Genomic DNA, 25,364 nt, shown 5'->3' with positions numbered 1-25,364 from the left:
TCCTTCCAGCGGCGCCGCACACGGCGCCGCTGCCGGCGTACTGGGTTAGGTGCGCAGCCCCAGGGGGTGCTGGAAGCCCTGGTCCGCGATGCGCCCGGCCGTCTTCAGCAGGTCGCCCGCGAACTCCTCGGCGACCTTTTCCGGGATGCGCGCGCTCGGGCCGCTGAGTGAGAGCGAGGCGACCACCACCCCCGACTGGGTACGGATCGGTACGGCGACGGCCGTGAGGCCGACATCGCGTTCACCGCGGCTGATCGCGTACCCGCGGGTGGCGGCCTCCTCGGCCCACAGGCGCAACTGCTCGACGTGGGCCACTCCGTGCGGCGAGCCGGTGGCGACTCTCTGCAGCAGACCGTCGACAGCGCCGATGAGCAGTACTTTGGAGGAGGCGCCGGCCCACAGGGGCAGCTCGTCCCCCACCCGCACCACGTGCCGCAACGGCTGCGGGCTCTCCTGCTGGGCGACGCAGACGCGATGGACGTCGCGGCGGATCATGAGATTCGCCGTCTCGCCCCGCCGGTCGACCAGCTCGCGCAGCAATTTCTGCGTGTCGGGCGGCAGTTCCCAGCTGGCGTGTGCCAGGTGGGCCCATCGCCACAGGCCCGGGCCCGCCGTGTAGCCGCCCGGTGTCGCCCACAGCAGCCCGTACTGCTCCAGGGTCTGCACCAGGCGCACCACCGTGGTCTTGGGCAGTCCGGTGGCGTCGACCATGTCCTTCAGGGGGACGGTGGGCTGATCCTCGGTCAGCAGCGACAGGATGTCCAGAGCGCGGCGCACACTGCGTACACCGCCACCCGGTCCTTGCTCCGCGTCCACGTTCTCTCCTTCGTCAGTGGGCAACCGCCGCAGCCCGGTAGGCGGGCGCGACACCTGGAGCGACAGCTTTCACCAGTGCTGCTGTGTTGGGAAATCGCTGATTTCAACTTCCTGGGGCCGATCTATTGCCACGGCCTCTTGGCGCCCGTACGTTACACGCCAGTCCACAGAGCAGTCCATGGAAACCATCAGATGGTTTTTTCTGGAGGTGTGATGCTGCAAGACCTCCTCAAAGCCGCCGACGAGAACGACGTGGTCGAGGCTCTTCCCTATCTGTCCGGTTCATGGGGCGGTGAAGGTCCGCCACTCGAACGCACCGGCCCCTACCTGCGACGCACCGTCAGCCGCGCACCCACCGCGACGACCGGCGAGATGGACACCGCCGTCGCCCGGGCCGGCCGCTACGCGCGGCAGACGGCCGACCTCGCTCCCGCCGCCCGAGCCGGCATCCTCGAAACCGCCGCGCGCAACGCCGTCGTCCACCGCGACCGGCTCGCCCGCCTCCTCGCCCTGGAACTGGGCAAACCACTGAAGGACAGCCGAACCGAGATCGACCGGGTGTCCGCCACCTTCGCCGTCTGCGCGGCCGAGGCCCGCCGCATCGACGGGCAGACCCTGCCGGTGGCCGGCTGGGACACCGGCATCGGGAACACCGCCTTCACCTACCGGGCGCCGGCCGGCGTGGCTCTGGCCATCACCCCGTTCAACGCCCCCGCCAACCTGCTCGCGCACAAACTGGGCGCGTCCTTCGCCGCGGGCAACACCACCCTGGTCAAGGCACCGCCCCAGGCCCCGGGCATCTCCACCGCCGTCGTCGCGCTGCTCCTGGACAGCGGCATGCCCCACCAGGCGGTCCAACTGCTGCACGGCGGGGGAGAGGTGGGCGCCACCCTGTGCGGTGCCGACGCGGTGAGCGTCATCAGTTTCACCGGCAGCGCCGCGACCGGAGCGGCGGTGGCCCGAGCGGCCGGCGCCAAGAGGCTCGCACTGGAACTGGGCGGGAACGCCGCCACGATCGTCTGCCAGGACGCCGACGCCGCCGCGGCGGCCAAGACCTGCGCACGCACCGGCTACAGCAACTCCGGCCAGAGCTGCATCTCCGTCCAGCGGGTCTACGTCCACCGCAGCCGTTACGACGAGTTCCTCGACGCCTTCACCGCCGAGGTCGACGACCTGGTCATCGGTGATCCCCTGCTCGAAACCACCGACATCGGTTCCATGGTCGACGAGAAAGCGGCCGAACGCGTGGTGGAGTGGTCGAAGGAAGCCGGGCGACTGGGCGCGAGCGTGATCCGGGGCGGCACCCGCGTCGGCGCCACGGCCGCGCCCACGATCGTCGCCGACCCGCCCGCGCACGCCTCCGTGGTCGTGCACGAGGTGTTCGGCGCGCTGGTGGCGGTCATGCCCTACGACGACTTCGACACCGTGATCGAGCAGTGCAACACCAGCCGGTACGGACTGCAGGCCGGCCTGTTCACCCACGACCTCACCCGCATCCTCACCGCCTGGCGGCGACTGGAGGTCGGGGGCCTCATCGTCAACGGATCCTCCAACTTCCGCCTCGACCACGTGCCCTTCGGCGGGGTGAAGGACTCCGGCTTCGGCCGTGAGGCCCCCCGCTGGCTCATCGACGACTACACCGTCGTCAAGACCCTCGTGCTGCGCGGCCTGTCCGTCTGGGGCGACAGCCGCGAACTGCCCAAGGAGACCCCGTGACCACCGTGAACGCCGCCGAAGCCCTCGTCGCCCAGCTCGAGTCCTACGGCGTCGAACACGTCTTCGGCACCTGCGGACACACCAACATCGCCCTCCTCGACGCACTCGGTCCGAGCCCGATCGAGTTCGTCATCGCCCGCCACGAACAGGCCGCCGCCCACGCCGCCGACGGCTACGCCCGCGCCACCGGCCGCCCCGGTGTCCTGCTCACCCACGTCGGGCCCGGCATGATGAACGCCGTCACCGGCGTCGCCACCGCCGCCCTGGACTCCGTACCGCTCGTCGTCATCACCGGGGACATCCCCTCCTACTACCACGGCCGCCACCCGCACCAGGAGGTCAACCTCCACGCCGACGCCGACCAGACGGCCGTCTACCGGCCCTTCTGCAAGCGGACGTGGGAGGTGCAGCGCGTACAGGACCTGCCACGCGTCACCGAACGGGCCTTCTTCACCGCCACCAGCGGACGCCCGGGCACGGTACTGATCAACATCCCCATGGACCTGTTCAACCGGCAGGTCACCCCCTACGCCGGTGAACACCCGCTTCCCGGCCACCTCGGCCGGCCCGGACTCGACGAGGCCACCGCCGACCGGATCGCCGAAGCGCTGCTCGAGGCGGAGCGCCCGCTGGTCTACTTCGGCGGCGGTCTGCGCGGTTCCGAAGCCCGAGGCGAACTGCTGCGCCTGGCCGAACACCTCGACATCCCCCTCGCCCACTCCCTCATGGGCAAGGGCGTCGTCCCCGACCGGCACCCCCTGCTCCTGGGCATGCCCGGCTTCTGGGGGCTGGAGACCACCCACGAACACACCAAGGGCGCCGACGTCGTACTCGCCCTGGCCACCCGCTTCGCCGAGACGGACGCCAGCTCCTGGGACGCCGCCCACACCTGGAACTTCCCACCCAGCCGGCTCATCCAGATCGACATCGACCCCGCCGAGATCGGCCGCAACTACCCGGTGCACATCGGCGCCGTCGCCGACGTGGAACTCGCCCTGCGGAAGATCGGCGCGTCGGTCCGGGCCCGGCAGACCACCGCCATCACCCGCCCCGGTCTGCGGGAGACCATCGCCGCCGCCCGCACGAGCGTCTTCGAGGCGGCACGGGAGGCCGGGCGCAGCGACGACTTCCCGCTGCGCCCGCAGCGCATCCTGGCGGACCTGCGTGACGCCCTCCCTGAGGACGCCGTCCTCGTCACCGACGTCGGCTGGAACAAGAACGGCGTCGCCCAGTGCTACGAACTGCCCGGCCAGGGGCGCTTCATCACCCCGGGAGGCGCCTCCACCATGGGCTTCGGTCCTGCCGCCGCGGTGGGGGTGCAGATCGCCCGGCCCGACCGCGTCGTGGTCGCCCTCATCGGTGACGGCGGCATGAGCGCCCAGCTGCCGGCGGTGCCGATGGCCGTGGAACAGGGTGCGCCCGTCGTCTTCGTGGTCATGAACAACCGTGCTCACGGCACCATCGCCGACCTGCAGGCGTCATCCTTCGGACGTTCCTACGGCTGTGAGTTCACCGACGCCGAAGGACGGCCCTACAGCCCCGACTTCGCGCAGTACGGCCGGTCCTGCGGCGCCGACGGTTACACCGTCGCCGTCCCCTCGGAACTGCGCAAGGCCCTCGACGACGCCATCGCCCGCCGCCGGCCCGCCGTGCTGGACGTGCCCATGGTGAACGAGCCGGTTCCCACCCCCGGGCACTGGAACATCAAGGACATCTACGCCGGACACTTCCCCGCCGACACCGTCTGACCCGGCACCACCCACCACACCGACTCCGCCGACCGGAAGGCGGCCGGGCCGGCGGGAACGCGTCGACTCCCCCCACGCCGTCACCGCCCACCCACATCTGTCACGAGGTGACCCGCATGAGCCGTACACCCCGCCCCTCCGTCCCACGCACCGCACTCGTCGCAGCGGTCGCCCTGGCCGCCGCCCTGACAGCCTGCAGCGCCCCGGGCGAGTCCGACAGCGAGGCCGGGTCCGACTCGGGCCCCATCAAGATCGCTGTCGTCAACGCCCGCAGCGGGCAGCTCTCCTCGCTGGGCGAGTGGGAGTACAAGGGCGCCAAGCTCGCCATCGACGAGTGGAACAAGAAGGGCGGCGTCAACGGCCGCAAGATCGAGATGAAGTCGTTCGACGACCAGGGTGACCCCACCACCGGCACCAATCTGGCCCGCAAGATCGACAGTGAGAACTACATCGCGATGATCGGCACCGCGGAGAGCGCGGTCACCATCGCCATGGCCCCCGTGCTCAAGCAGGCCGGCATACCGAACATCACCTCCGGCCAGGCGGACGCCCTCGTGGACCAGAAGAGCCCGTTCCTCTTCCTCAACGGGCCCACCAGCACGACCTACGACAGCACCCTGGCCAAGCACCTCATCGAGGACAAGGGCTACAAGAAGATCGCGATGATCACCAACAACGGCTCCTTCGGCAAGGGCGAACACGACGCCTTCGCCAAGGCGGCCAAGGATCTCGGAGTCAGTCCCGTCACCGACCAGGTCGTCACCACCGACCAGAAGGACTTCAGCGCCGCGCTCACCAAGATCCGCTCCAAGAAGCCCGAAGCCGTCTTCATCGGCTCCGAGGAGGTGGAGGCGGGCCTCATCGTCAAGCAGGCCCGTGACCTCGGCATCACCGTTCCGTTCGCCGGCGCCGCTCCCCAGGGCACGCCCGTCTTCATCGACACCGCGGGCGAGAAGGCCGTCGAGGGCACCATCGTCAGCTCCCCCTACCTGAGCAACGACATCAGCCCCGCAGCGCAGAAGTTCGCGGCCGCCTACCAGGCGGCCTACGGCGAAGAGGCCGAACTGCACGGCGCCAAGGCCTACGACGGCACGAACATCCTCCTCACCGCCCTGAAGAGCAGTGACGTCGCCACCGGCAGGAAACTCGCCGACGCCATCCGCGCCACCGCCTACGACGGACTGCTCGGACGGTTCGAGTTCGGCGCCGACGGTGTCGGCATCACCGAGACGGCCATCGGCGTCATCCGGGACGGCAAGCTCGTCGAGCAGAAGTGAGAACGACGTGCAGGACACCCTTCAAACCCTCGTCAGCGGCCTGAGCCTCGGCGCCGTCTACGCCCTGGTCGCCATGGGCTTCTCCCTGGTGTACCGCACCATGGGTCTGGTCAACTTCGCCCACGCCGACATCGCCATGATCGGCGCCTACGCCGCCTCCACCTTCTACCTCACCTCCCACCTCCCCTTCGCCGTCGCCATGGGGCTGGCCATCGTCATCACCGGCGCCATCGGCCTGGTCATCGAACGCGTTCTGCGGCCCCTGGAGAACAAGGACTTCGACCTGATGCTGATCGGCACGATCGGCTTCGGCATCGTCCTCCAGGCCCTCGCCATCATCATCTGGGGCACCACCGGACGTGCCGTACCGTCGCCCCTGGACTCCGCGCCCCTGGACGTCCTCGGGATCCGGATCCGCACCTACGACCTCCTGGTCATGGCGGTCGCCGCGCTCGCCGTCGTCGCCCTCGCCTTCTTCCTCTCCCGCACCAAGCGCGGCGCGGCCATGCAGGCCGTCGCCATGGACCACGAGGCGGCCACCGCCGTCGGCATCGACGTCGGCCGCAGCAACGCGCTCGCCTTCGCCATCGGCGCGGGCCTCGCCGCCCTCGCCGGCGGCCTGGTCGGCCCCATGCTCTACGTCGACGCCTCACTCGGCGGCGCACTGGGCATCAAGGGCTTCGCCGCCGCGATGCTCGGCGGCTTCGGCTCCATCCACGGCGCCGTGGTCGGCGGCATCGCCATCGGCGTCCTCGACTCCTATGCCGCCGGCCACTTCCAGGGCTACTCGGTACTGGTCACCTTCCTGGTCTTCACCATCGCGATCATGATCCGGCCCATGGGCATCTTCGGTGAAAGGACGGTCAGCCGCGCATGAAGTCCCGCCTCGCCGCCACCGGCGTCCTCGTCCTCGCCGCCTGGGCACTCCCGTACGGCCTGGGCGGCTACACCGTCCACGTCGTCAACATCGCCCTCATCTACGCCCTGCTCGCCATCGGCATGGGCCTGGCCATGGGGGTGTCCGGCCAGATCAACCTCGCCCAGGTCGCGTTCTTCGGCGTGGGCGCCTACGCCGTGGCCATCCTCACCACCCACTACGGCCACGGGTTCTGGTTCTCGGCCCTGCTCGCCGTCCTGGCCACCGTCGTCGTCGGCCTCTTCGTCGGCGTTCCCGCCCTGCGCATGCAGTCCCACTACCTGGGCATCGTCACCCTCGGCCTCGCCCTGGGCTTCATCAACTGGATCACCAACGCCGACATCACCGGCGGCGCCGACGGCATCTCGGGCATCCCCGTCCCCGCCCTGCCCGGCGTGGACCTCTCCAGCGAGTACCTCTACTACTACCTGGAAGCCCTCGTCTTCGGCCTGGCCCTCCTCTTCGGCCTCTTCGTCGTCCACACCTCACTCGGCCGCCGCCTGCGCGCCATGCGCGACGACGCCCTCGCGGCGGGAGCCATGGGCGCCGAGATCCCGTTCCTGCGCATGACCGCTTTCCTGCTCGCCAGCCTCTACGGCGGTCTGGCCGGCGTCCTCTACGCCGGCCTCATACGCTATGTGGCCCCCGAGACGTTCTCCATCGCCAACATGTTCATCCTGCTGGCCATGGTCATCATCGGCGGCCGCCGTTCCCTGGTGGGATGCGTGGTGGGTGCCATCGGCCTGACGATGGTGCGGGAGTGGCTGTCGGACTTCTCCACCTACGCCCAGCTCGGCTACGGCGTCGTCGTCGTCCTCATGGTCGTCTTCGCGCCGACCGGCCTGGCCGGCGTCCCCGCCCGGCTGCGTACCCTGTACGAACGCCGCCGCCGCGCCCAGCAGTCCTCGCGCGCGGAGCTGCGGCCCTTCATTCCGTACGAGGTCGAGGACCGGTCCGCCCGGGACGGCGTGCTCCTGTCCGTGGAGGGCGTCACCCAGCAGTTCCGCGGGCTACGGGCACTGGACGAGGTGACACTCACCGTGCGGAAGGGCGAGATCCGCGGAGTGGTGGGCCCCAACGGCTCCGGCAAGACCACCCTGTTCAACGTCATCAGCGGCTTCTACCGCGCGACGGCCGGAACCGTGGGCTTCGCCGGCTCCGACACCACCACCGCCCGCCCCTACACGCTGTCCCTGGCGGGCCTGGCCCGTACCTTCCAGAACCTGCGCCTGTTCGGACAGCTCACCGTCCGGGAGAACGTCCTCGTCGCCCTCGACCGCACCCGCACGCACACCATCTGGCAGTACGCCCTCTGGCAGCCCGGTGTCCTCACGCGCGAACGCCGGCTGCGCGCCCAGGCCGACGACATCCTCCGGCGCTACGGACTCGCCGACTTCGCGGAGGCCGACCCCTCCTCCCTCCCGTACGGCATCCAGCGCCGCATCGAGATCGCCCGCGCCATGGCGGCCCGCCCGCGGCTGCTCCTGCTCGACGAACCGGCGGCCGGCCTCAACGGCGGGGAGGTGCAGCAGCTCATCCGCATCGTCCGCTCCATCCGCGACAGCGGAACCACCGTGATCCTCATCGAACACAACATGGGCCTGGTCATGTCCCTGTGCGAGAAGGTCACCGTCCTGTCCAGCGGCAGGGTCATCGCGGAAGGCACCCCCCAGGAGGTCGTGTCCGCACCGGAGGTCATCGAGGCCTACCTCGGCGATTCCGACCTGGCCGAACTCGACCTCGACACACCCCCGTCCGCCGCCCGGCCGGACCGTGCGAAGGAGGCCACCCCGTGAAGGTCAGCGGAGCCGACACCGTCCGGCGCCTGACCGTGGAGGACCTGAGCGTGCACTACGGCGGCGTCCGCGCCGTCACCTCCATCGGCTTCACCGTCGAGCCGGGTCAATCTGTCGGCATCATCGGCGCCAACGGAGCGGGCAAGACCTCCACCCTCAAGGCGCTCATGGGACTCGTCCCCCGCAGCAGCGGCCGCATCCGTCTGGGCGACCACGACCTGACCCGCGTCAAGGCCCGCGACATGGTGCGCCACGGCATCGGATACGTACCGGAGGGGCGCCATGTCTTCCCCGGCCTGACCGCGGAGAAGAACCTGCTCCTCGGCGCGTACTCACGAGCCTGGGACGAGGACACCCATCGGCAACTCGCCGAGGTGTACGCCCTGTTCCCGGTGCTGGAAGAGATGCGCGAGCGGCTCGCCGGCGCGCTGTCCGGCGGACAGCAGCAGATGCTCGCGATCGGCAGGGCCCTGATGACCCGGCCGCGGCTGCTCGTCCTGGACGAACCCTCCATGGGGCTGTCCCCCAAGCTCGTCGGCAGCATCCTCGACGTCCTGCTGAAACTGCGCGAGGAAGGTCTGAGCCTGCTGCTGGTGGAGCAGAACGCCAAGCTCACCTTCGGCGTGACCAACCACTGCATCGTCATGGAGAACGGCGAGGTCGCCATGAACGGCACCTCCGCGCAGCTCAGCCACGACCCCCGGGTCAGGGAGGTGTACCTGGGGCTGTGACCGGGGGCGACGCGGCACATGCCGCCCCGCCCCGGACAACCTCCGCACCACGGGAAGGACTCCTCGCACCGATGACCGGCATGCAGGCAGCCGACCTGCGAACCCTGCTGGGCGCCCCGCTGCAGGTCGGCCCTCTGCACCTGCGGAACCGGTTCGTCGCCGCGCCCATGGAGCGCAACTACTGCACCGAGGACGGTTCCGTCACCGACCGGTACGTGGCGTACCTCGCGGCCAGGGCGGCGGGAGGCGCGGCCCTCGTCCACACCGAAGCCGGGTACGTCCGGGCCGACGGCAGAGGCAGACCGCGTCAACTGGCCCTTGACGACGACCGGCACATCCCCGGACTGCGCGCCCTGTCCGATGCCGTGCACCGCCACGGCGCACACCTCGGTACGGAACTGAACCACGGTGGCAGGACCACCCGGCGAGCCGTCAGCGGACACCGTCCTGTCGCCCCGTCACCGGTACCCTGCGCGGTCACCGGCGGTGAGGTCCCCGACGAACTGGACGCCTCCGACGTCCACGAGCTCGCGCGGTCCTACGGTGACGCCGCCCGCCGCTGCCGCGAAGCCGGGGCCGACGTCCTGACCATCCACGCGGGACACGGATACCTCATCCACCAGTTCCTGTCGAAGGCCACCAACCACCGCACCGACGAGTTCGCCGACCCCACCCTCTTCCTGCGCCTGGTCATCGATGCCGTACTCCGCGAGGCGGGTCCCGATCAGGCCGTGGGCCTGCGCATCTCCGCCCACGAGGGCCACGACCGGGGCCTGAGCGCCGACGAGACCTTCGATCTCATGAAGGCGGTGCCCCTGGAACGGCTGCACTTCCTCGACGTCTCGGCCGGCTCGTACGAGGCGGGTGAGTGGATCGTGCAGCCCGGCGAGTGGAAGCCGGGGGTCCTCGCCCCGTACGCCGCACGCTACCGGGCGGCGTACGGGCTCCCGGTAGGAGTGGCAGGGCGCATCGCCACCCCGGAAGCGGCGGCACAGGTGCTGCGGTCGGGCCAGGCGGACTTCGTCTCCATGGCCCGGACGCTCCACGCCGATCCGGCGTTTCCGAACCGGGCGCTGTCCGCCGAGCCCTACCGTCCGTGCATCGCGTGCAACCTGTGCATCGACGAACTCCACCAGGGCCGCCCCATCGGCTGCAGCGTCAACGCGACCGCCGGAAGAGAGCACCTGCGACGCACCCCACAGCCCTCAGGGGGCAGGGCGCGGGTTTTGGTCGTCGGTGCCGGACCCGCCGGTATGGAGACGGCACGGCTGCTCGCCGAACAGGGACACCGAGTCGAAGTGGCGGAGTCGGCGGGACGGGTCGGCGGTGCGTTCCGGCTCGCCGCGGGACTCGGCCAGCATCCCGACTACAGCCGGCTGCTGCACTGGCTGGAGGGCGAACTGGCCCGTCTCGGAGTGCTGGTGAGCACCGGGACGGCGGTCGACGAGAACCTGCTCGCGGCACAGGACGCCGACGCCGTCGTCCTGGCGACAGGCGTACGCGGACCTGGCCTCGCAGACCTGCGACTGCCCGGTGCCGAGCGCCGCACCGTGGTGGACGTCCACGACTGGCTGGAGAGTGGGGACGAAACGGACCAGTGTGTCATCTGGGGGGCCGACCGGGAAGGAGTGGCAACGGCCGACCACATGGCCGCAGCAGGTACGAGGGTGCTCCTCGTGGGCGCCCAGAACTCGCTCGCCCCGGACGTCGGCCGACGGGCGAAGATTCTCACCGTTCCACGACTTCAGGGGAATCCAGAGGTTCGCATCCTGCTCAACGCCGGCCCGACCGCCGTGGACGAACACCGGATAAAGGTCCGTACCGCTGCGACGGAGCAATGGATCGACGCACCGGGTCCACTCATCGTGTCGCGGGGTGTCGTGCCGGTGACCGAGCTGCTCGACGCATGCCGGCAACGCGCCCCGTACCTCGGCGTGTTCACGACTGGAGGAGCGGACAACCGGGGAGACTCGCTGCGCCAGTGTCTCGCCTCCGCCGCGCGGACAGCGGAGGCGGTGCACGCGGTTGCTCGACGCCACCGGATTCCCGAAGGTCCAGCAGGGCTCAAGAGGCGCGACCCCTGAAGGCACGTGACCGATCGACCCGCCCCGTTCCCTTCCCGTGGCGCCCCTCTCCTGATATTCATAACGAACCAGTTCGTACATAACTCGGGTGGAGCTGCCATGGTCCGGAGTTCCTGCCTCGTCGGCCTCATGGGATCGGACGCCGCTCGCTCGCTCGCTGTCGATCTCCATGAACGGGAGGCGCGTCGCCACAACCTGCGCTACCTCTGCCGACGTGTGGACGCCGACGGGCAAGCCCTCCGCGGCAAAGGCACGCCCGGACTTCTGCGAGCCTGCCGCGCCTTCGGCTTCGCCGGTCTGGCTGTCGCCCCTCCCTACCGTCACACCGTGGCATCCCATCTCGACGAACTGTCCCGGTCGGCAGCTCGGTTACAGGCCGTCGACGTCGTCGTCTTCACCCAGGACGGCCGAACGGTCGGACACAACACCGATGTCGCCGGCCATACCGCGGCCATGGCCAGGGGGCTGCCCGGAGTTCCCCTCACCCGGGTGGTGCAGATCGGAGCGGGCGCCGCCGGAATCGCCGCCGCGCATGCCCTGCGTGAGCAGAAGGCAGAACATCTCTGGGTCACGGATCCCGTTCCCGGCCGCGCCCGCGCCCTGGCCGAGCAGCTCGACCGGAGCACCGGACACCACTGGGTCGAGGCATTCCCCGCCGGAGAACTCCCCGTGCGGTTGCAGGGGGCCGACGGTCTCGTCAACACTCTGCCGTCCAGCGGTACGGGAGACCAGGGCACGCCGTGGTCCGAACTGTCCGAGGACCTGTACAAGGACCTGCACAAGGACCTGTGGATATTCGACGCGCACGGCCATCCGCTCCACTCCCCGCTCCTGCGTGCGGGCAACGCGCTCGGTTGCCGGGTTCTCGACGCCGGCGGCGTCCTGGTGAACGAAGCGGCGGCGGCATTCCGGCTCATCACCGGGCTCACTCCCCACACCTCCCACATGTTCGGCGACCTCGCCGATCTCAGGGCCGAGCCGCGGGCGCACACGTAGCCGCACCGTCCCGGCACGTCTTCGCCCGGCTTGCGCGCCACATCTCAAGGGCGTTCAGAAGGGCGGCCGGACGCAGGCTGATCCAGTTGAGTCCGCTTGTGGTGAGCGCGGTGTCTGCGGGCCTGGGGCGCGCTCCCGGGACGGGCTGACCGCAGAGGTCCGCCTGCCGGCTGACGACCGGGCCCGCCCGCTGACCTGGAAGACCTCGCCGGGCCGGCGCGGCAACAGCCCCATGTCCGGTTCCTCGAGCTGACCATGTAGGACACGGTCCTACTGCTCGGCTGCGGTGATGCGGGGGTCGGGTCCGTACTGGTGCGGAACGCCGAGGTTCGCGCGCAGGGTCGTGCCCGGGTACTCGGTGGGGTAGATGCCGCGTTCCTGCAGGATCGGCACCACCTCGTCGACGAATGCGTCGACGCCGTCCTCGTAGATGTCGGGTGTCACCCAGAAGCCGTCGGCGGCTCCCGCCTCGAACCACTCCTGGAGGTGGTCGGCGTGGAGCTCGCCCGGGCCCACGACGGTGGGATGGAAGTCGATCACGCCGTGGGCGAGGACGTCGCGCGGGGACCACCCCTGGCGTGCCACCGCCAGAGCGTTCGACGAGCGCGGGTCCCGCGGTGAGGCGTGCGCGGACGCCAGCTGGTCCGGTGTGAGGGGTTCGTCGAACCGGTCCGGGTGGATGTGGATCCCGAGCATCGCGCCGAGGTGGGGCAGGCGGGCCTCGATGACGTCGCCCGAGTACGTCAGGCGGCGGTCGAGGCCCTCGCGCACGGTCGGCGCGACGGTGGTCATGATGCCGGCGATGTACTTGATCTCGTCGGGGTCGCGGTCGGCTTCGCGTGCCGCGTTCCGTACGAGCTCGCGCTGGGCGCGCGCCTCCTCGATCGTCCACACCTCGGCGATGAAGCCGCTCGCGTAGCGGCCCGCGATCGACAGGAGGTGCGGGCTGGGGCCGCCGGACGTGAAGACGACGGGCTGGCCCTGTTCCGACGGTGGGATCGCCAGGGGGCCCCGTGAGGCGACGTACCGGCCCTGCAGGTTGACGGGCCGCAGTTTCGTCGGGTCGATGAAGCGGTTCGCCGCCTGGTCCTTGATCCACGCGTCTTCGTGCCAGCTGCCCCACAGCGCCTGGACGATCTGGATCGCTTCGTGCGCCCGTTGGTAACGCTCGGCGCGGTCGGCGACGGGCCGTCCGTAGTTGGCGGCGACGGCGGGGTCACTGGTCGTCACCGCGTTCCAGCCCGCGCGACCGTGGCTCACCACGTCCAGGGCCTTGAACTGGCGTGCCGTGTTGAACGGTTCCTGGAACGTCGTCGACCCGGTCGCGACGAAGCCGATGTGCGTCGTCTCGCGCGCGACGGCGGTCAGCTGGATGAGCGGGTCCATGAGGTTGCTGATCGTGGAGTGCTCGACGTCGCCGCGTACGGCGGGGAAGTCGGGGGTGAAGAGGAAGGCGAACTTGCCGCGCTCGGCGGCTCTCGCATGACGCACGGTGGCATCGACGTCGGCGTAGGTCCCGGGGTCCACGTGCGGGGCACGCCAGGCGCCGTGCAGGCCGCCGTATCCGTCGATCAGCCCCATCCCGAGGACGAGCTTTCTGTCCGTGGTCACCGGGTCCCCGCCTTGCAGACCGCTTCGCCGGTGGCCGACGCGCCGCCGATCGTCCCGCCGCCGACGGCCTCGTCGCCGGCCGGTCCCGGCGCGGCAGCGAGCGTTCCGTCGGCGACCGTCCCGTCGGCGGCCGGAGTCGGTGTCCGGCCGACGAAGAGGGCGCCCACCAGCACGAGCAGGCCGATGGCCCAGGCGGTGATGAAGGCCGCCTGTCCGGCGGACTCGGCCTGCGCCGTGGTGAGCACGCCGGCGTCCCCGGCACCGGAACCGATGGTGTAGGCCGAGATGAACACCGCACCGAAACCGGCACCGGCGAGCTGCTGGACGGTGGCGAAGGCCGCGGTACCGTGCGGGTAGAGCTCGGTGCGCAGGGCACCCATCGCGCTGGTCGTGAGCGGCGCCCACATCGCGGCCATCGCGCTGGTGAACACCAGCCACGCCAGGATCAGCGTGATCACGCTCGTGCTCTCGTCCACCCGGCTGAGGAACCACAGGACGGCCAGCCAGACGACCGCACCGGGGATCACCAGCGGGCGCGGGCCGAGACGGTCGTAGACCCTGCCGCTCAGGGCCGCCACGATCGAGATCGCCGCCCCGCCCGGGATCAGGAAGAGCCCGAGCTGGAGGGTGCTCAGGCCGGTGACGTTGGTCAGCACCAGCGGGACCACGACCAGCAGACCGATCCCGTTGCCCGCGACGAACACCATCACCAGGATCGGCAGGACGAACGACTTCCGCAGGAAGATCCGCATGTCCAGGAACGCACTGTCGCGGCGCTGCAGGGGGATCTGTCGCAGGACGAACGCCACCAGGCCCGCCAGTCCCACCGCGATCGGCAGGTACGGCGAGACCGGGGAGTGCCCGGCAGAGGCCTCGCCGATCAGGGAGAGTCCGTAGACGAGGCCGCCGAACCCGATCGCGGACAGCAGCAGCGACGGCACGTCCAGGGCCACCGGCTCCGGGGTGGTGGTGTTGCGCAGCTTCCACGCGCCCAGCGCCAGGGCGACGGCCCCGATCGGCAGCATCAGGATGAACAGCCAGCGCCAGCTCAGTACGGACAGCACGAGACCCGACAGCGCCGGCCCGAGGGCCGGTGCCACGGACGGGACGGCCGTCGTGATCGCCATCATCCGGCCGCGGCGGCCGGCCGGGACCAGGCGCATCGTCGTGGTCATCAGCAAGGGCAGGAAGACGGCGGTGCCGGACGCCTGGATGATCCGGCCGGCCACCAGGAGGCCGAACGTCGGCGCGATCGCGGCGAGTGTCGTCCCGACGAGGAACAGTGACATCGCGACCAGGAAGATCGTTCGCATGTGGAAGCGCCGCATCACGAATCCGCTGGCGGGGATCAGCACGGCCATGGTCAGCAGGAAGCCGGTCGTGACCCACTGTCCGGTGCTCGGGCTGACCCCGAAGTCCGCGATCAGCGTGGGCAGGGCGACGCCGAGGAGCATCTCGTTGAGGAAGACGATGAACGTCGAGACCATCAGGACCCCGATGACCAGGGCGACACCCGGTGGGAGCCGATCGCCGGAGTGGGATGCCGGTGCCGCGGTTGCGACGTCGGATGCCGGTGGGGTGGTCATGTGCGTGCTCGCCATCTCGTGAGGTGTGGAAAAGATCAGTCGCCGCGACGTGCCCGGCCCGTCGGCGGGCAGGATCGGGTCCGGGCCGGTGGACAGGCCGGCACCCGGCATACGCGAGGACGTCAGTCGGCGGTGAGCCGCCGGTGATCTGCGGGGGCCACCAGGGCCTCGCCGGTGCTTCGACGAACCGGAAAGAAACGGAGATGGTCTCCGTTCACACAAGAACGATACGGAGGGGGTCTCCGCCTGTCAACGACGGGCGAGCGGAGGTNTTCGACGAACCGGAAAGAAACGGAGATGGTCTCCGTTCACACAAGAACGATACGGAGGGGGTCTCCGCCTGTCAACGACGGGCGAGCGGAGGTGACCGAGGCCACGGAAGGTGCCTGGACACAGGCGGCCGACGAGCGCCCCGGGCTCGCAGTCGGCAGGTGGCGGCGATCGGCTCATCGCCGCTCATACGTGCGCCCGCGAGGGGAGTGGAGCCGGCCATGGCGGCGCCCCACACCGAGGCGGGCGGCGGCCCGGCAGCCGCCGGTGCGGATCGCCCGCGTGCCGCGCCCGGCCGCCCCGGGAGCAGCGCATGCCCGCCGAGGGCGGCGGTAACATCGGAACAAGTAAGAAGGAGGCAGTCTCCGCTTCATGGCCGATCGTGCGGAGACGATCTCCGTACGATCGACGAGAGGTGCAACGACACATGGGTGAGGCAGCCTCCGGCGAGCGTCGGCAGCGGACGGACAAGCAGCGCAACCGCACACACATCCTGGAGGTCGCGGAGGAGTTCTTCACCGAGCGGGGCATCACCGGCTCCATGGATGCCATCGCCAAGCGGGCCGGTGTCGGCCCGGGCACGCTCTACCGGCACTTCCCCAGCCGGGAGGCGCTGCTGGCTGCCCTGCTGCAGGCCCGCGACGAAGAGCTGGAGGCCCGCCGCGTCGCCATCCAGCGCGAGGTGACCGACTCCCGCGCCGCGCTCACACAGTGGCTTCAGGCGCTGGACCAATGGGTGACCGCCTTCGACGGCCTGCCCGAACCCCTGCGGGTCGCGCTGACCGAGGGTACGTCCCCGCTGGCGCTCACCTGCCAGGGCTTCGTTACGACCACCGAGGACTTCCTCCGCGCGGCTCAGCGCGACGGCCACGCCAATCCCCAGGTGCGGGGACGTGACCTGTTCCTCAGCACGCTGGCCACGGCCTGGGCCCGTGGCGCCGCCCTGGCCGACGAGTCGTCGCCCGACGCGCTCGTCTCCCTCATGCGCACCGGGTGGGAGGCGCCCGCGAGGCGCACGACGTCCGCCGGCGACGAAGGCCCTCCAGCGCCGTAGGCGCAAGCGAACAAGCGCGACACCTTTCCGCAGGACAGTCCCTCAAGGCTTCACCGCCGGACACCCGTCACCGGCCAGGACCTGCCCGGTCGGCCGCGTTGCCTCCGCATGCCGGGGGAATACCGGCGCCACGTCAGCCGCTGACCGGCTTCCTTCCTCCCCTCGACCCGGCACAAGGAGATCCACCATGAAGATCGGCATTCTGGGCGTAGGACACATCGGCAAGACCCTGACCCAGCGGCTCAGTGCCGCGGGACATGACGTGAAGGTGGCCAACTCGCGCGGCCCGCACACGATCGAGGCCGACGCGCTGTCCTCGGGCGGGCGCGCGGTCACCGCGGCGGAGGCCGTGGCGGACGTCGACGTCGTGATCCTCTCGATTCCCCTGATCCGTCTGCCGCAGGTCGCGGCGCTGATCGCCGCCGTACCGGCCGACACGGCCGTCATCGACACGTCGAACTACTACCCGGCGCGGGACGGCCGGATCGAGGCCGTCGACGCCGGCCAGGCCGAGAGCCTGTGGGTCACCGAGCAGCTGGGCCGGCCGATCGCCAAGGCGTGGAACGCGATCGGTTCCCACTCGTTCGCGGCCAAGGACAGGCCCGCGGGAAGCCCGGGCCGCATCGCCATCCCCGTCGCCGCCGACCGCGACCAGGACCGCCAGGCGGCCATGGCACTGGTCGAGGACACCGGGTTCGACGCCTTCGACGCCGGCACGCTCGCGGACTCCTGGCGCCAGCAGCCGGGCGCGCCCTGCTACTGCACCGACCTCACCCGCGAGGAGATGCCGGACGCGCTGACGGCGGCGGAGGCCGAGCGCCTGCCCCGGCGGCGCGACCTGGCCGTCGCCGCGATCCAGGAGAGGGTCGGGGACGCCACGACCAACCCCGACGCGGAGTACGGCGTCCGTCTGAACCGGGTCCTCTTCATGTGACCCCGAGGCGTGCCCCGTACTCGCGCATCGGCCGTCGAGCGGTATGCGCCCGGACCGGCATCCGGCCGAAGAGGGGCCGAGAAGGGTGGGCAACGGAGGCGAGCGGCCGCCCCCGCCCTTCCGCGGAACCCGGCAGGACCTCCCAGGAGGCGCCGGGCCGCTTGACCGGACACCTCCTCCGCTTTAGGCTCGAGCTTGTCCGGAGCCAGCCTCCGTTTTCGTCGGGGCCATGGAAACACGCAAGAACCGGGAGGACGCATGAGCGCCGAGAGCCAGCGGGGGCGCAAGCCCCGGGCGGACGTCCAGCGCAACCGTGCGGCCCTTCTGGAGGCGGCGCAGCGTCACTTCCTGCGGGACGGGGTCGGCGCCTCCCTGGAGGGAGTGGCCAAAGAGGCCGGCGTCGGGCCGGGCACGCTCTACCGGCACTTCCCGACGCGGGAGGCGCTGCTGGCGGCCGTGCTGCAGACGCGCTCCGCGGAACTGGTGGCCCGCCGGGCGGACATCGCCGGACTCCGTGACGCCTCCGAGAGGCTTCGGCAGTGGCTGCGGGCCATGGAGGAGTACTTCAGCGCCTTCAGCGGGCTGCCGGAACCGCTCATGGCCGCGGCCCGGGAGCAGGAGCCGGGCAACCCGCTCACGCTCCCTTGTGACGACCTGATCGCCACCACCGAGGAGTACGTGCGGGCCGCACAGCAGGTGGGGCACGCACGCCCCTCGGTGAAGGGCTACGACCTGTACCTCGCAGCCGTCTGGCTGGCCTGGACCAAAGGCACCGGCGCCCACGACGAAGAGGCGCTCGACCGCCTGCGCGCTCTCATCGAGCGCGGATACTGCGAACAGGGCGGCCCGGAGTAGACCACCAGCCCTTCTTCGCGCAGGCGAATGCGGACGCCCTCGGCGCTCCACGGCGGGGCCCTTCCACCAACAGCCAGACACCGCACCCGGCCATTCCCCGGACGGGCCCTGCCGGGGAGTCCGATCGACCGACAGCGCTGCTGTGAAACGCGGCGCGTACGGCCGATGCCGTCCGAGGCCCGGCCGTGACCGCCCGTCCGTCCTTCCCGCAGACTCCGGTCGCCCCAGAACCGCCCGCCCGCTTCCGACGCCCCCGGCACCACCCCACGCCCTGCGACCACCTCGTAAGACTCGGCCGGTCACCGCAACCGGCCACCTCTGAAAGGAATCATCTTGCCCGCCACCCCCACACCCTCGCCCATCACCGACATCATGCGCTCCCGGTTCTCCGTCCGGAAGTTCCTGCCCACCCCGCTGCCCCCGTCGGACATCCTCGGCATACTGGAAGACGCCCAAGCGGCCCCGTCGAACTGCAACACCCAGCCGTGGACGGTGCACGTCGTCTCGGGCGCGGCACGCGACGCCCTGAGCAGGGAACTGCTCAAGGCCGACGAGGAGAAGCGGTTCTCCCCCGACTTTTCCTTCAGTTACGCAGACTTCGGCAAGGGCACCTACCTCGACCGGGCCCATGAGCACGCCGCGACCGTCTACCGGTCCGTGGGAATATCCCGCTCGGACCAGGCGTCGAGGTACGCGCACGCCCGTGAGAACCTGGAGTTCTTCGGTGCCCCCCACGCCGCTTTCCTCTTCATGCCGGCGTTCGGCGACGGGGTGCGGGCGGCCGGTGACATCGGCATGTACGCGCAGAACTTCCTGCTGTCCCTGACGGCCCGGGGCCTCGGCGGCATTCCGCAGACCATGCTCGGGCAGTACGCCGACACCGTCCGTGAGTTCCTGGACGTTCCCGAGGAGCTCAAACTGCTGTTCGGCATCTCCTTCGGCGCCGCCGACATGACCGCAACGGTGAACGGCTTCCACATGGGACGCGCTCCGCTGGAGCAGAGCGTCGTCCTGCACGACACCCCCGGAGTCCTCAACGAGCAGTAGCACCTCCCGGTCGGCGGCACCGGATGGGCGATCAGTATGGTGCCGACAAATTTCGGATCGATGGCTCCAGGGAAATTTCCCCGCCAATACTGCAGCCGTGGCTTCGCCACAGGACGAGATCGCCAGTTCAGCTGCCGGTGGCCGGATAGTCGATCGGACCGTTCCCTCCCCGCGCTCGTGTGACCCGGTCGTACCAATAGGGGCACATACCCCTCGTACGGACGGACGGACGAGCTGGTGCGATCGCGAATCAGGCACTCGCGAGAGTCATATGCACACGGACCGCACGAGTCACTGATCGCGTCCTGTGCGCCAGCGAATTCGATCTCACCGACGGCGGGCGAAGTCTGGCCGAGTGGCAGGTGGAGGGATCGATCTGGTCCCGGCGGACCCACTGGCGCACCGTCTCGGCCGTGCCGATCCCGGGCTTGCTCGCGACGGCCTCCATCGCGGCCCGCTCGGTGCCGTAGCCGGGGCGTATCTCGGCGACCATACGAACCGTACGACGCCGCAGTTCAGCGGGGTACGGGGAGGGACGTGCCATAACTCGGCCCCACTCGACTCGGGACAGTCCGGAGCCTCCACGGAACCCGGAACGGGGGAGTGACCCGGTGGCGCTCCGGGAAGGGTGCCGACATGACGTCGTGGTGGGGGATGTGCCGCTGGAGGCAGTCGGAGGAGGAAGAGGTGTCGTTTGCGGTTCAGGACCGGGGCGGCAGCGGGCAGTTCTCGGGGGCGTGGCAGCGCGGTGGCGGGTGACACGGCGCCGGCGGCCACGACGGGAGGGACGGCACACCATCCACCGATCACAGCGAACCACCGCGGACCGAACCGGACGCGACGGGCGGGTGACCGGCCGGCCGGCGTCCCCCGTGCTGCCCCCGCCGCTGCGCGCGCCGCTCGGACTGATCGCGGTCCTCGCCGCGCTGACGGTCGCCGCGCTCGGAGTCCTGTACGCCGGCCACGGCGAGCCCGGCACGGTGGACCGGTGGATCGTGCCGCCGACGGCGGACAGCGTGCGCCCGCCCTGGCGGTACGTCGCCCTGGCCACGGACTTCCTCGGGGAGCCCGTCGGGGCGGCGGCGCTGGTCCTGGCCGCCGTGACGGTCTGTCTGCTGCTCCGGCGGCCTCAGGCTGCGCTGTTCGCCGTCGCCGGGACCGGTGTCGCCGTGGTGACGGCGACCCTGCTCAAATTCCTGGTGGGGCGCACGATCCACGGCGACGGCAACCTGTCCTACCCGAGCGGGCACACCGCCTTCCTCACCGCGCTCGCCCTCGCGACGGCGCTGCTCGCGGCCGGCCGGCCCGGCCTCGGCAGAGCCGTCGGCACCTCACTCGTGCTCGGCGCGGCACTGGCCGCCGGCGCCGCCATGGGCTGGGCGCAGGTGTCGCTGGGCGCGCACTACCCGACCGACGTCCTCGGCGGCTGGTGCACCGCGCTGGCATCGGTACCGGCGACCGCGTGGCTGCTCGACCGGACCGCCGGCCCGCGCGGGCGGCGGCACCGGCACCGCTGACGTCACGTCACCGCTGACGTCACGTCATGCCCGGCGGCGGAACACCGGCTTCACCGGCCGTCCGCCCAGCCACGGAGTGGCGTCGCCCGCGTCCAGCGCCTTGCGGTACACCGCGCACGCCTGGGCCACCACGTCGACGGTGCGGTCGATGTCGGTGTCGTCGAGGGCGCTGCTCACCACGAACGACGGGGCGAGCACCCCGCCCACGAGGAGCCGGCGCAGGAACAGGGTGCGGTACTCCTGCGAGGGCCGCCCGCTCCCGTCGAGGGTGGCGAAGACCAGGTTGCTGGCCCGCCCCCGGACGACGACGTGGTCGCCGACGCCCATGGCGGCGGCGGCGTCCCGGACACCGGCGGCCAGCCGCTCGCCGAGGGCGTGCAGCCGCGCGGTGACGCCCTCTTCGGCGTAGGTGGTCTGCACGGCCATGGCCGCCGCCAGGGAGTGCGTCTCCGCACCGTGCGTGGTGGACAGCAGGAACACCCGGTCACCGGAGTGGCGCAGCCCGCCCCGCTCCATCAGCTCGCGGCGCCCGGCCAGCGCGGAGACGGCGAACCCGTTGCCCAGCGCCTTGCCGAACGTGGAGAGGTCGGGGACGACGCCGTACAGGCCCTGGGCACCCGCCTCGGACCAGCGCAGGCCGGTGATCATCTCGTCGAAGACCAGGACGCAGCCGTGCCGGTCGGCCAGCTCGCGCAGCCCGGCGAGGTAGCCGGGCGGCGGCTCGGTGTGGGTGGCGGGTTCGAGGATCAGACAGGCGACCTCGTCCCGGTACCGGGTGAGCAGCTCCTCCGTGGCGGCCAGGTCCCCGTACGGGAACCCCACGGTGAGATCGGTGGTCGCCGCCGGGATGCCCGCGGACAGCGGCGTGGTGCCGATGAACCAGTCGTCGGTGGAGAAGAACGGGTGGTCCGCGCAGACGGCCACCCGCGGGCGGCCGGTGGCGGCGCGGGCCAGGCGCACCGCGGCGCTGGTGGCGTCGGAGCCGTTCTTGGCGAACTTCACCATCTCGGCGGTCGGCACGGTGGTCAGGAAGCGCTCCGCGGCCTCGACCTCCACGACGGAGGGCCGCACGAAGTTGCTGCCGCGGTCGAGCTCGCGCCGCACCGCCTCGGTCACCCGTGGGTGGGCGTGGCCGAGGCTGACCGACCGCAGACCGGAGCCGTACTCGATGTAGCGGTTGCCGTCGACGTCCCACACGTGGGCGCCGCGGCCGTGGCTGATGACCGGGGCCAGGTGCTCGGGGTACTGGTCGTCGCCCTTGGCGTAGGTGTGCGCGCCTCCGGGGACCAGGGCGTGCAGCCGCTCGTTGGCCGCCCTCGACCGGGGCAGCGCGAACTCGCGCGTCCCTTCAGCGCCTTCGGTGCCTTCGGTTCCCATGGCGGCCTCAGTCCTCCCTCTGCTTCAGGGCCACGGCGAGACCCGGCGCCTCCCGGTCCCGCCGGGACACGGAGGTGACCGGCAGCGGCCACGCGATGGCGAGTTCCGGGTCGTCGAAGGCGATCGTCACGTCCTCGGCCGGGTCGTGCGGACGGTCGATGCGGTAGGAGGTGTCGGCGGTCGCGGTCAGCGCCTGGAAGCCGTGCGCGCACCCGGCCGGGACGTAGAGGGTCGTCTGCGTCTCGTCGGACAGCTCGAAGGAAGCCGTGTTGCGGTACGTCGGCGAGTCCGGCCGCAGGTCCACGACGACGTCGAAGATCCTCCCGTACGAGCACCGCACCAGCTTGGCCTCGCCGGCGCCGGAGCGCAGGTGCAGGCCGCGCAGCACCCCCCGGGCCGAGCGGGACACGCTGTCCTGGACGAAGGCGTGCGGGTCGAGGCCCACCGAGCGGATCACGTCGGCGTCGAAGGTGCGGCAGAAGAAGCCGCGCTCGTCGGCGTACGGCGTCGGCTCGAACAGGTACGCGCCGGCGATCGCCGGCACTTCGGTCGCTCTCATGGGGCCTTCCGTACGGCGTGTGTGTGGGCGTGGTCGTGCGCAGGGGTTCGGCCCGCCTCCGGGAACAGGGCCGCGGTCAACTCCGCGAACTGGCCGTCGAGTTCCCGGGTGACGGCCGCGTTCCGCTCGGCGAGGGTCCGCCGCAGCTCCGTCGACCGCTCCTCCAGCTCCCGGAACTGCTCCAGCAGCCGGTCGGCGTCGACCTCGCGGGCCGGGTGGCAGTACGCGCCGAGACCCATCCGGGCCATCAGCGCGTCGCTCTTGGCCGCGTAGCTGAGCGCGAGGGCAGGTGTGCCGGCCTTCAGCGCGCAGACCAGGTTGTGGTACCGCGTGGCCACCACGGCACTCGCGGCCGCCGTCTCCTTCATCAGGTCGGCCAGGGAGGCCGCCCCGGTGGCGGTGACCAGCGGCGAGTCCACCGCGTCGAGGATCGCGGCGACCACCGTCGCGTCGCACGCGTCCCCGGTGAGCAGCCGGACCCGCCTGCCCTCCTCGACCAGCGCGCGCACGAACCGGGTCGTCCCGTCGAGGTAGCGCCGGTGGATCTCCTCGGCCCTGGCGCGGTCGTCGTTGCCGCCGTGGAAGTCCATGACGCCGACGCAGACCGGACCCGGCGAGCCCGCCGGCGCGCTCGGCTGCGGCTGCGGCAGGGCGAACGCCAGGTCCGGGTGGACCCCGTCGCGCGAGGTGTCCACACCCATCTCCCGCAGCGCGTCCCGGGATTGGGCGTCCCGGTACGAGCGGTACGCGGCCAGCCGCGCCGACCGGCGCACCAGGGCCCGGGTGGCCCGGTCCCCGATCGGGGCGGCGCCGACGCCGACCAGTGCGACCCGGGTGCGCAGCAGCCGGCCGCTCGCGCAGAGCAGGAACAGCGAGTACGGGAAGCCCCACGGCCGCAGCGGCAGCGTGGCCTCCAGGACACCCATGCCCGGCACGATCACCACGTCGTGCCGGCGCACCCAGGCGGCGGTGCGGAAGACGTCGACGAGTTTGCCCAGGCCCTTGCCCGCGACCGCGCCCAGGCGTGACGCGGTCCGGTACTCGCCGCGGTACCAGTGCAGCCGTGTCGCGGGGATCCGGTACCGGGCCGTGACGGCCTCGGGTCCGCCGCACAGCGCGTCCACGGCCGCGTCCGGGTGCTCGGCGCGCAGGTATCCGAGCACGGCCTCCAGCGACCCGTCGTTGCCGAGGTTGCCGGAGCCGAGCAGGCCGAACACCCCGACGCGTACCGGAGCCGCGTCCGTCGCGTCCGTCCTGTCCGTCGTGTCCGGGGACGTCATGCCCGCCTCCCCTCCCGGCCCGCGACGAGGGCGTCGACGGAGACGGTCAGCCGGGCCGGGTCGACCGGGGCGCGGTCCTCGACCCGCTCACCGGCGCCCGGCCGGGCCCGGCTGGCCGCCCACGCGGCGAGGTGGCGGTAGCAGGCGCGCCGGTCGGCCGCGGACAGCGGCGCCCGCCGGACCGCCGAGACGAAGCCCCAGACGTACTCGGCGAGCAGCCGGGGCGTCGGGTGCAGCGGGCCCGCCCGGCGCGGGTCCAGGTTGACGCACCGGGAGCGCTTGGAGGGGTTCGCGCGCTCGGCGCGGGTGGGGTGGTCGCGGCGGAAGTACAGCAGCTCCGGCACCTGGTGGAAGGGCCCGTGCAGGGTGATCTCGGCGACGAACGTGCGGTCCGCGTGATGGTAGCTGTCGTGCGGTTTCACCCGGCGCAGCACGTCGGCCCGCAGCACGCCGTAGAAGTCGTCGCCGCCGGGCTCGAACAGCAGGCTGCGGAAGCGCTCCGGCGCGTGCGGCGAGTCGGTGGCCAGCGAGTACTCGTACGGGACCTTCACCCGGCCGGCTTCGTCGATGACCGCCTGGCCGCTGTGCGCGAGGACCACGTCCGGCCGCTCGTCCAGCGCCTCGACGCAGCGCCGCAGCAGGTCCCGGGCGTAGAGGTCGTCGTGCGAGGCCCACTTGAACAGTTCGCCGCGGCACTCGGTGAACACGTAGTTGTGGTTCGGCGCGGCGCCGATGTTCCGGGGCAGCCTGATGTACCGGACACGCGCGTCCTTCGCCGCGTACGCGCGGCAGATCTCCTGGGTCCCGTCGGTCGAGGCGTTGTCGGAGACGACCAGCTCGAAGTCCTCGTAGGTCTGGCCGAGCAGGGCGTCGAACGCCTCGGCGAGGTACTCCTCGCCGTTGTAGACGGGCAGGCCGACGCTCAGCCTGGGGTGGGCGGTCATGGAGTCCTCACGTCCTCACGTCATCACTTCGGGAAGGGGGTTCTGACGGCGCTCGCGGAGGGCGGCGCGCAGTTGCAGCCACCACGCGGCCGAGCCGCAGGCGGTCGCGGCGGCCACGCCCCAGGCGGAGCCGACCGTGCCGCCCAGGGCGGCTCCGCCGAGCCCGCCGCCGACGTAGCAGGCGGAGGCGAACAGCTGGCAGCGCAGGCTGCGCCGGGCCGCGGCGAGCGCGCGCAGCCCGGCCGCGGCC

Annotated in this window: 19 protein-coding genes and 3 pseudogenes; 13 read left to right on the top strand and 9 right to left on the bottom strand. The window is 71.3% G+C overall.

What is annotated here, in order from left to right; translation table 11 throughout:
- Positions 1-45: 45 nt before the first annotated feature.
- Positions 46-816, bottom strand: a complete 771-nt coding sequence (locus KM933_RS32105) for an IclR family transcriptional regulator (RefSeq protein WP_308013610.1) — start codon at positions 814-816, stop codon at positions 46-48.
- A gap of 213 nt (positions 817-1,029) precedes the next feature.
- On the opposite strand from KM933_RS32105, the gene KM933_RS32100 reads away from it, so the two are divergent.
- The 8 genes from KM933_RS32100 (at position 1,030) to KM933_RS32065 (ending at position 12,080) form a co-directional block, all read left to right on the top strand.
- Positions 1,030-2,532, top strand: coding sequence for an aldehyde dehydrogenase family protein (locus tag KM933_RS32100; protein ID WP_221358862.1), 1,503 nt, complete (start codon positions 1,030-1,032; stop codon positions 2,530-2,532).
- Entirely contained in the window at positions 2,529-4,280 is a 1,752-nt protein-coding gene (locus KM933_RS32095; RefSeq protein WP_221358860.1) for a thiamine pyrophosphate-binding protein, read from the top strand. Before KM933_RS32100 ends, KM933_RS32095 begins: the two co-directional genes overlap by 4 nt.
- Positions 4,281-4,396: 116 nt before the next feature.
- Positions 4,397-5,557 (top strand): ABC transporter substrate-binding protein, encoded by a 1,161-nt coding sequence (locus tag KM933_RS32090; RefSeq protein ID WP_221358858.1) that lies wholly within the window; start codon positions 4,397-4,399, stop codon positions 5,555-5,557.
- Between the two features lie 7 nt (positions 5,558-5,564).
- Complete coding sequence (locus KM933_RS32085; RefSeq protein ID WP_221358856.1) at positions 5,565-6,434, top strand: branched-chain amino acid ABC transporter permease; 870 nt, start codon at positions 5,565-5,567, stop codon at positions 6,432-6,434.
- On the top strand, positions 6,431-8,269 hold the full coding sequence (locus KM933_RS32080) for a branched-chain amino acid ABC transporter ATP-binding protein/permease (RefSeq protein ID WP_221358854.1): 1,839 nt from the start codon (positions 6,431-6,433) through the stop codon (positions 8,267-8,269). Before KM933_RS32085 ends, KM933_RS32080 begins: the two co-directional genes overlap by 4 nt.
- Complete coding sequence (locus tag KM933_RS32075; protein WP_308013609.1) at positions 8,266-9,000, top strand: ABC transporter ATP-binding protein; 735 nt, start codon at positions 8,266-8,268, stop codon at positions 8,998-9,000. Before KM933_RS32080 ends, KM933_RS32075 begins: the two co-directional genes overlap by 4 nt.
- Positions 9,001-9,071: 71 nt before the next feature.
- On the top strand, positions 9,072-11,084 hold the full coding sequence (locus KM933_RS32070) for an oxidoreductase (protein WP_221358852.1): 2,013 nt from the start codon (positions 9,072-9,074) through the stop codon (positions 11,082-11,084).
- A gap of 99 nt (positions 11,085-11,183) precedes the next feature.
- Positions 11,184-12,080 carry a shikimate dehydrogenase gene (locus KM933_RS32065; RefSeq protein ID WP_221358851.1) on the top strand — a complete coding sequence of 299 codons (897 nt, stop codon included), beginning with the start codon at positions 11,184-11,186 and terminating at the stop codon, positions 12,078-12,080.
- Positions 12,081-12,350: 270 nt separating this feature from the next.
- On the opposite strand, the gene KM933_RS32060 is transcribed toward KM933_RS32065, so the two are convergent.
- Together KM933_RS32060 and KM933_RS32055 are read right to left on the bottom strand one after the other, a co-directional pair.
- Entirely contained in the window at positions 12,351-13,691 is a 1,341-nt protein-coding gene (locus KM933_RS32060) for an NtaA/DmoA family FMN-dependent monooxygenase (RefSeq protein WP_308013608.1), read from the bottom strand.
- A complete protein-coding gene (locus tag KM933_RS32055) occupies positions 13,688-15,292 on the bottom strand; it encodes a DHA2 family efflux MFS transporter permease subunit (protein WP_221358849.1) in 1,605 nt (534 codons plus the stop codon). Before KM933_RS32055 ends, KM933_RS32060 begins: the two co-directional genes overlap by 4 nt.
- A gap of 682 nt (positions 15,293-15,974) precedes the next feature.
- On the opposite strand from KM933_RS32055, the gene KM933_RS32050 reads away from it, so the two are divergent.
- From KM933_RS32050 to KM933_RS32035, 4 genes and pseudogenes are all read left to right on the top strand, one after another.
- Complete coding sequence (locus tag KM933_RS32050; RefSeq protein ID WP_221358847.1) at positions 15,975-16,601, top strand: TetR/AcrR family transcriptional regulator; 627 nt, start codon at positions 15,975-15,977, stop codon at positions 16,599-16,601.
- A gap of 175 nt (positions 16,602-16,776) precedes the next feature.
- Positions 16,777-17,535, top strand: a pseudogene (locus KM933_RS32045) (NADPH-dependent F420 reductase); the annotation flags it as partial.
- Positions 17,536-17,793: 258 nt separating this feature from the next.
- The gene (locus tag KM933_RS32040; RefSeq protein ID WP_221358843.1) at positions 17,794-18,390 is read left to right on the top strand and encodes a TetR/AcrR family transcriptional regulator; all 597 of its coding nucleotides are present in this window, start codon (positions 17,794-17,796) and stop codon (positions 18,388-18,390) included.
- A 333-nt stretch (positions 18,391-18,723) separates the two neighbouring features.
- Positions 18,724-19,437: a nitroreductase gene (locus KM933_RS32035; RefSeq protein WP_260334462.1), complete on the top strand. Its 714-nt coding sequence runs from the start codon at positions 18,724-18,726 to the stop codon at positions 19,435-19,437.
- Between the two features lie 375 nt (positions 19,438-19,812).
- Here the strand turns inward: KM933_RS32035 and KM933_RS39875 are convergent.
- A pseudogene (locus KM933_RS39875) lies at positions 19,813-19,981 on the bottom strand (IS3-like element ISMyma3 family transposase); the annotation flags it as partial.
- Positions 19,982-20,285: 304 nt separating this feature from the next.
- Here KM933_RS39875 and KM933_RS32030 point away from each other — a divergent pair.
- Positions 20,286-20,954: a phosphatase PAP2 family protein gene (locus tag KM933_RS32030; RefSeq protein ID WP_221358841.1), complete on the top strand. Its 669-nt coding sequence runs from the start codon at positions 20,286-20,288 to the stop codon at positions 20,952-20,954.
- Between the two features lie 24 nt (positions 20,955-20,978).
- Here the strand turns inward: KM933_RS32030 and KM933_RS32025 are convergent, their stop codons facing one another.
- The 5 genes and pseudogenes from KM933_RS32025 to KM933_RS32005 form a co-directional block, all read right to left on the bottom strand.
- Positions 20,979-22,331, bottom strand: a complete 1,353-nt coding sequence (locus tag KM933_RS32025) for a glutamate-1-semialdehyde 2,1-aminomutase (RefSeq protein ID WP_221358839.1) — start codon at positions 22,329-22,331, stop codon at positions 20,979-20,981.
- A gap of 7 nt (positions 22,332-22,338) precedes the next feature.
- The gene (gene rfbC, locus KM933_RS32020; RefSeq protein ID WP_221358837.1) at positions 22,339-22,890 is read right to left on the bottom strand and encodes a dTDP-4-dehydrorhamnose 3,5-epimerase; all 552 of its coding nucleotides are present in this window, start codon (positions 22,888-22,890) and stop codon (positions 22,339-22,341) included.
- Positions 22,887-24,170 (bottom strand): polysaccharide pyruvyl transferase family protein, encoded by a 1,284-nt coding sequence (locus KM933_RS32015; protein WP_221358835.1) that lies wholly within the window; start codon positions 24,168-24,170, stop codon positions 22,887-22,889. The genes rfbC and KM933_RS32015 overlap by 4 nt, the downstream gene beginning before the upstream one ends.
- Positions 24,167-25,114 carry a glycosyltransferase family 2 protein gene (locus KM933_RS32010; protein WP_221358833.1) on the bottom strand — a complete coding sequence of 316 codons (948 nt, stop codon included), beginning with the start codon at positions 25,112-25,114 and terminating at the stop codon, positions 24,167-24,169. The genes KM933_RS32015 and KM933_RS32010 overlap by 4 nt, the downstream gene beginning before the upstream one ends.
- Before the next feature lie 15 nt (positions 25,115-25,129).
- Positions 25,130-25,364, bottom strand: a pseudogene (locus KM933_RS32005) (hypothetical protein); the annotation flags it as partial.

Origin of the sequence: Streptomyces beigongshangae (assembly GCF_019710745.1) — a bacterium.
Classification (GTDB): domain Bacteria; phylum Actinomycetota; class Actinomycetes; order Streptomycetales; family Streptomycetaceae; genus Streptomyces; species Streptomyces beigongshangae.
The sequence above is the reverse complement of the archived record's forward strand: the minus strand, read 5'-3'. Positions and strand labels throughout refer to the sequence as shown.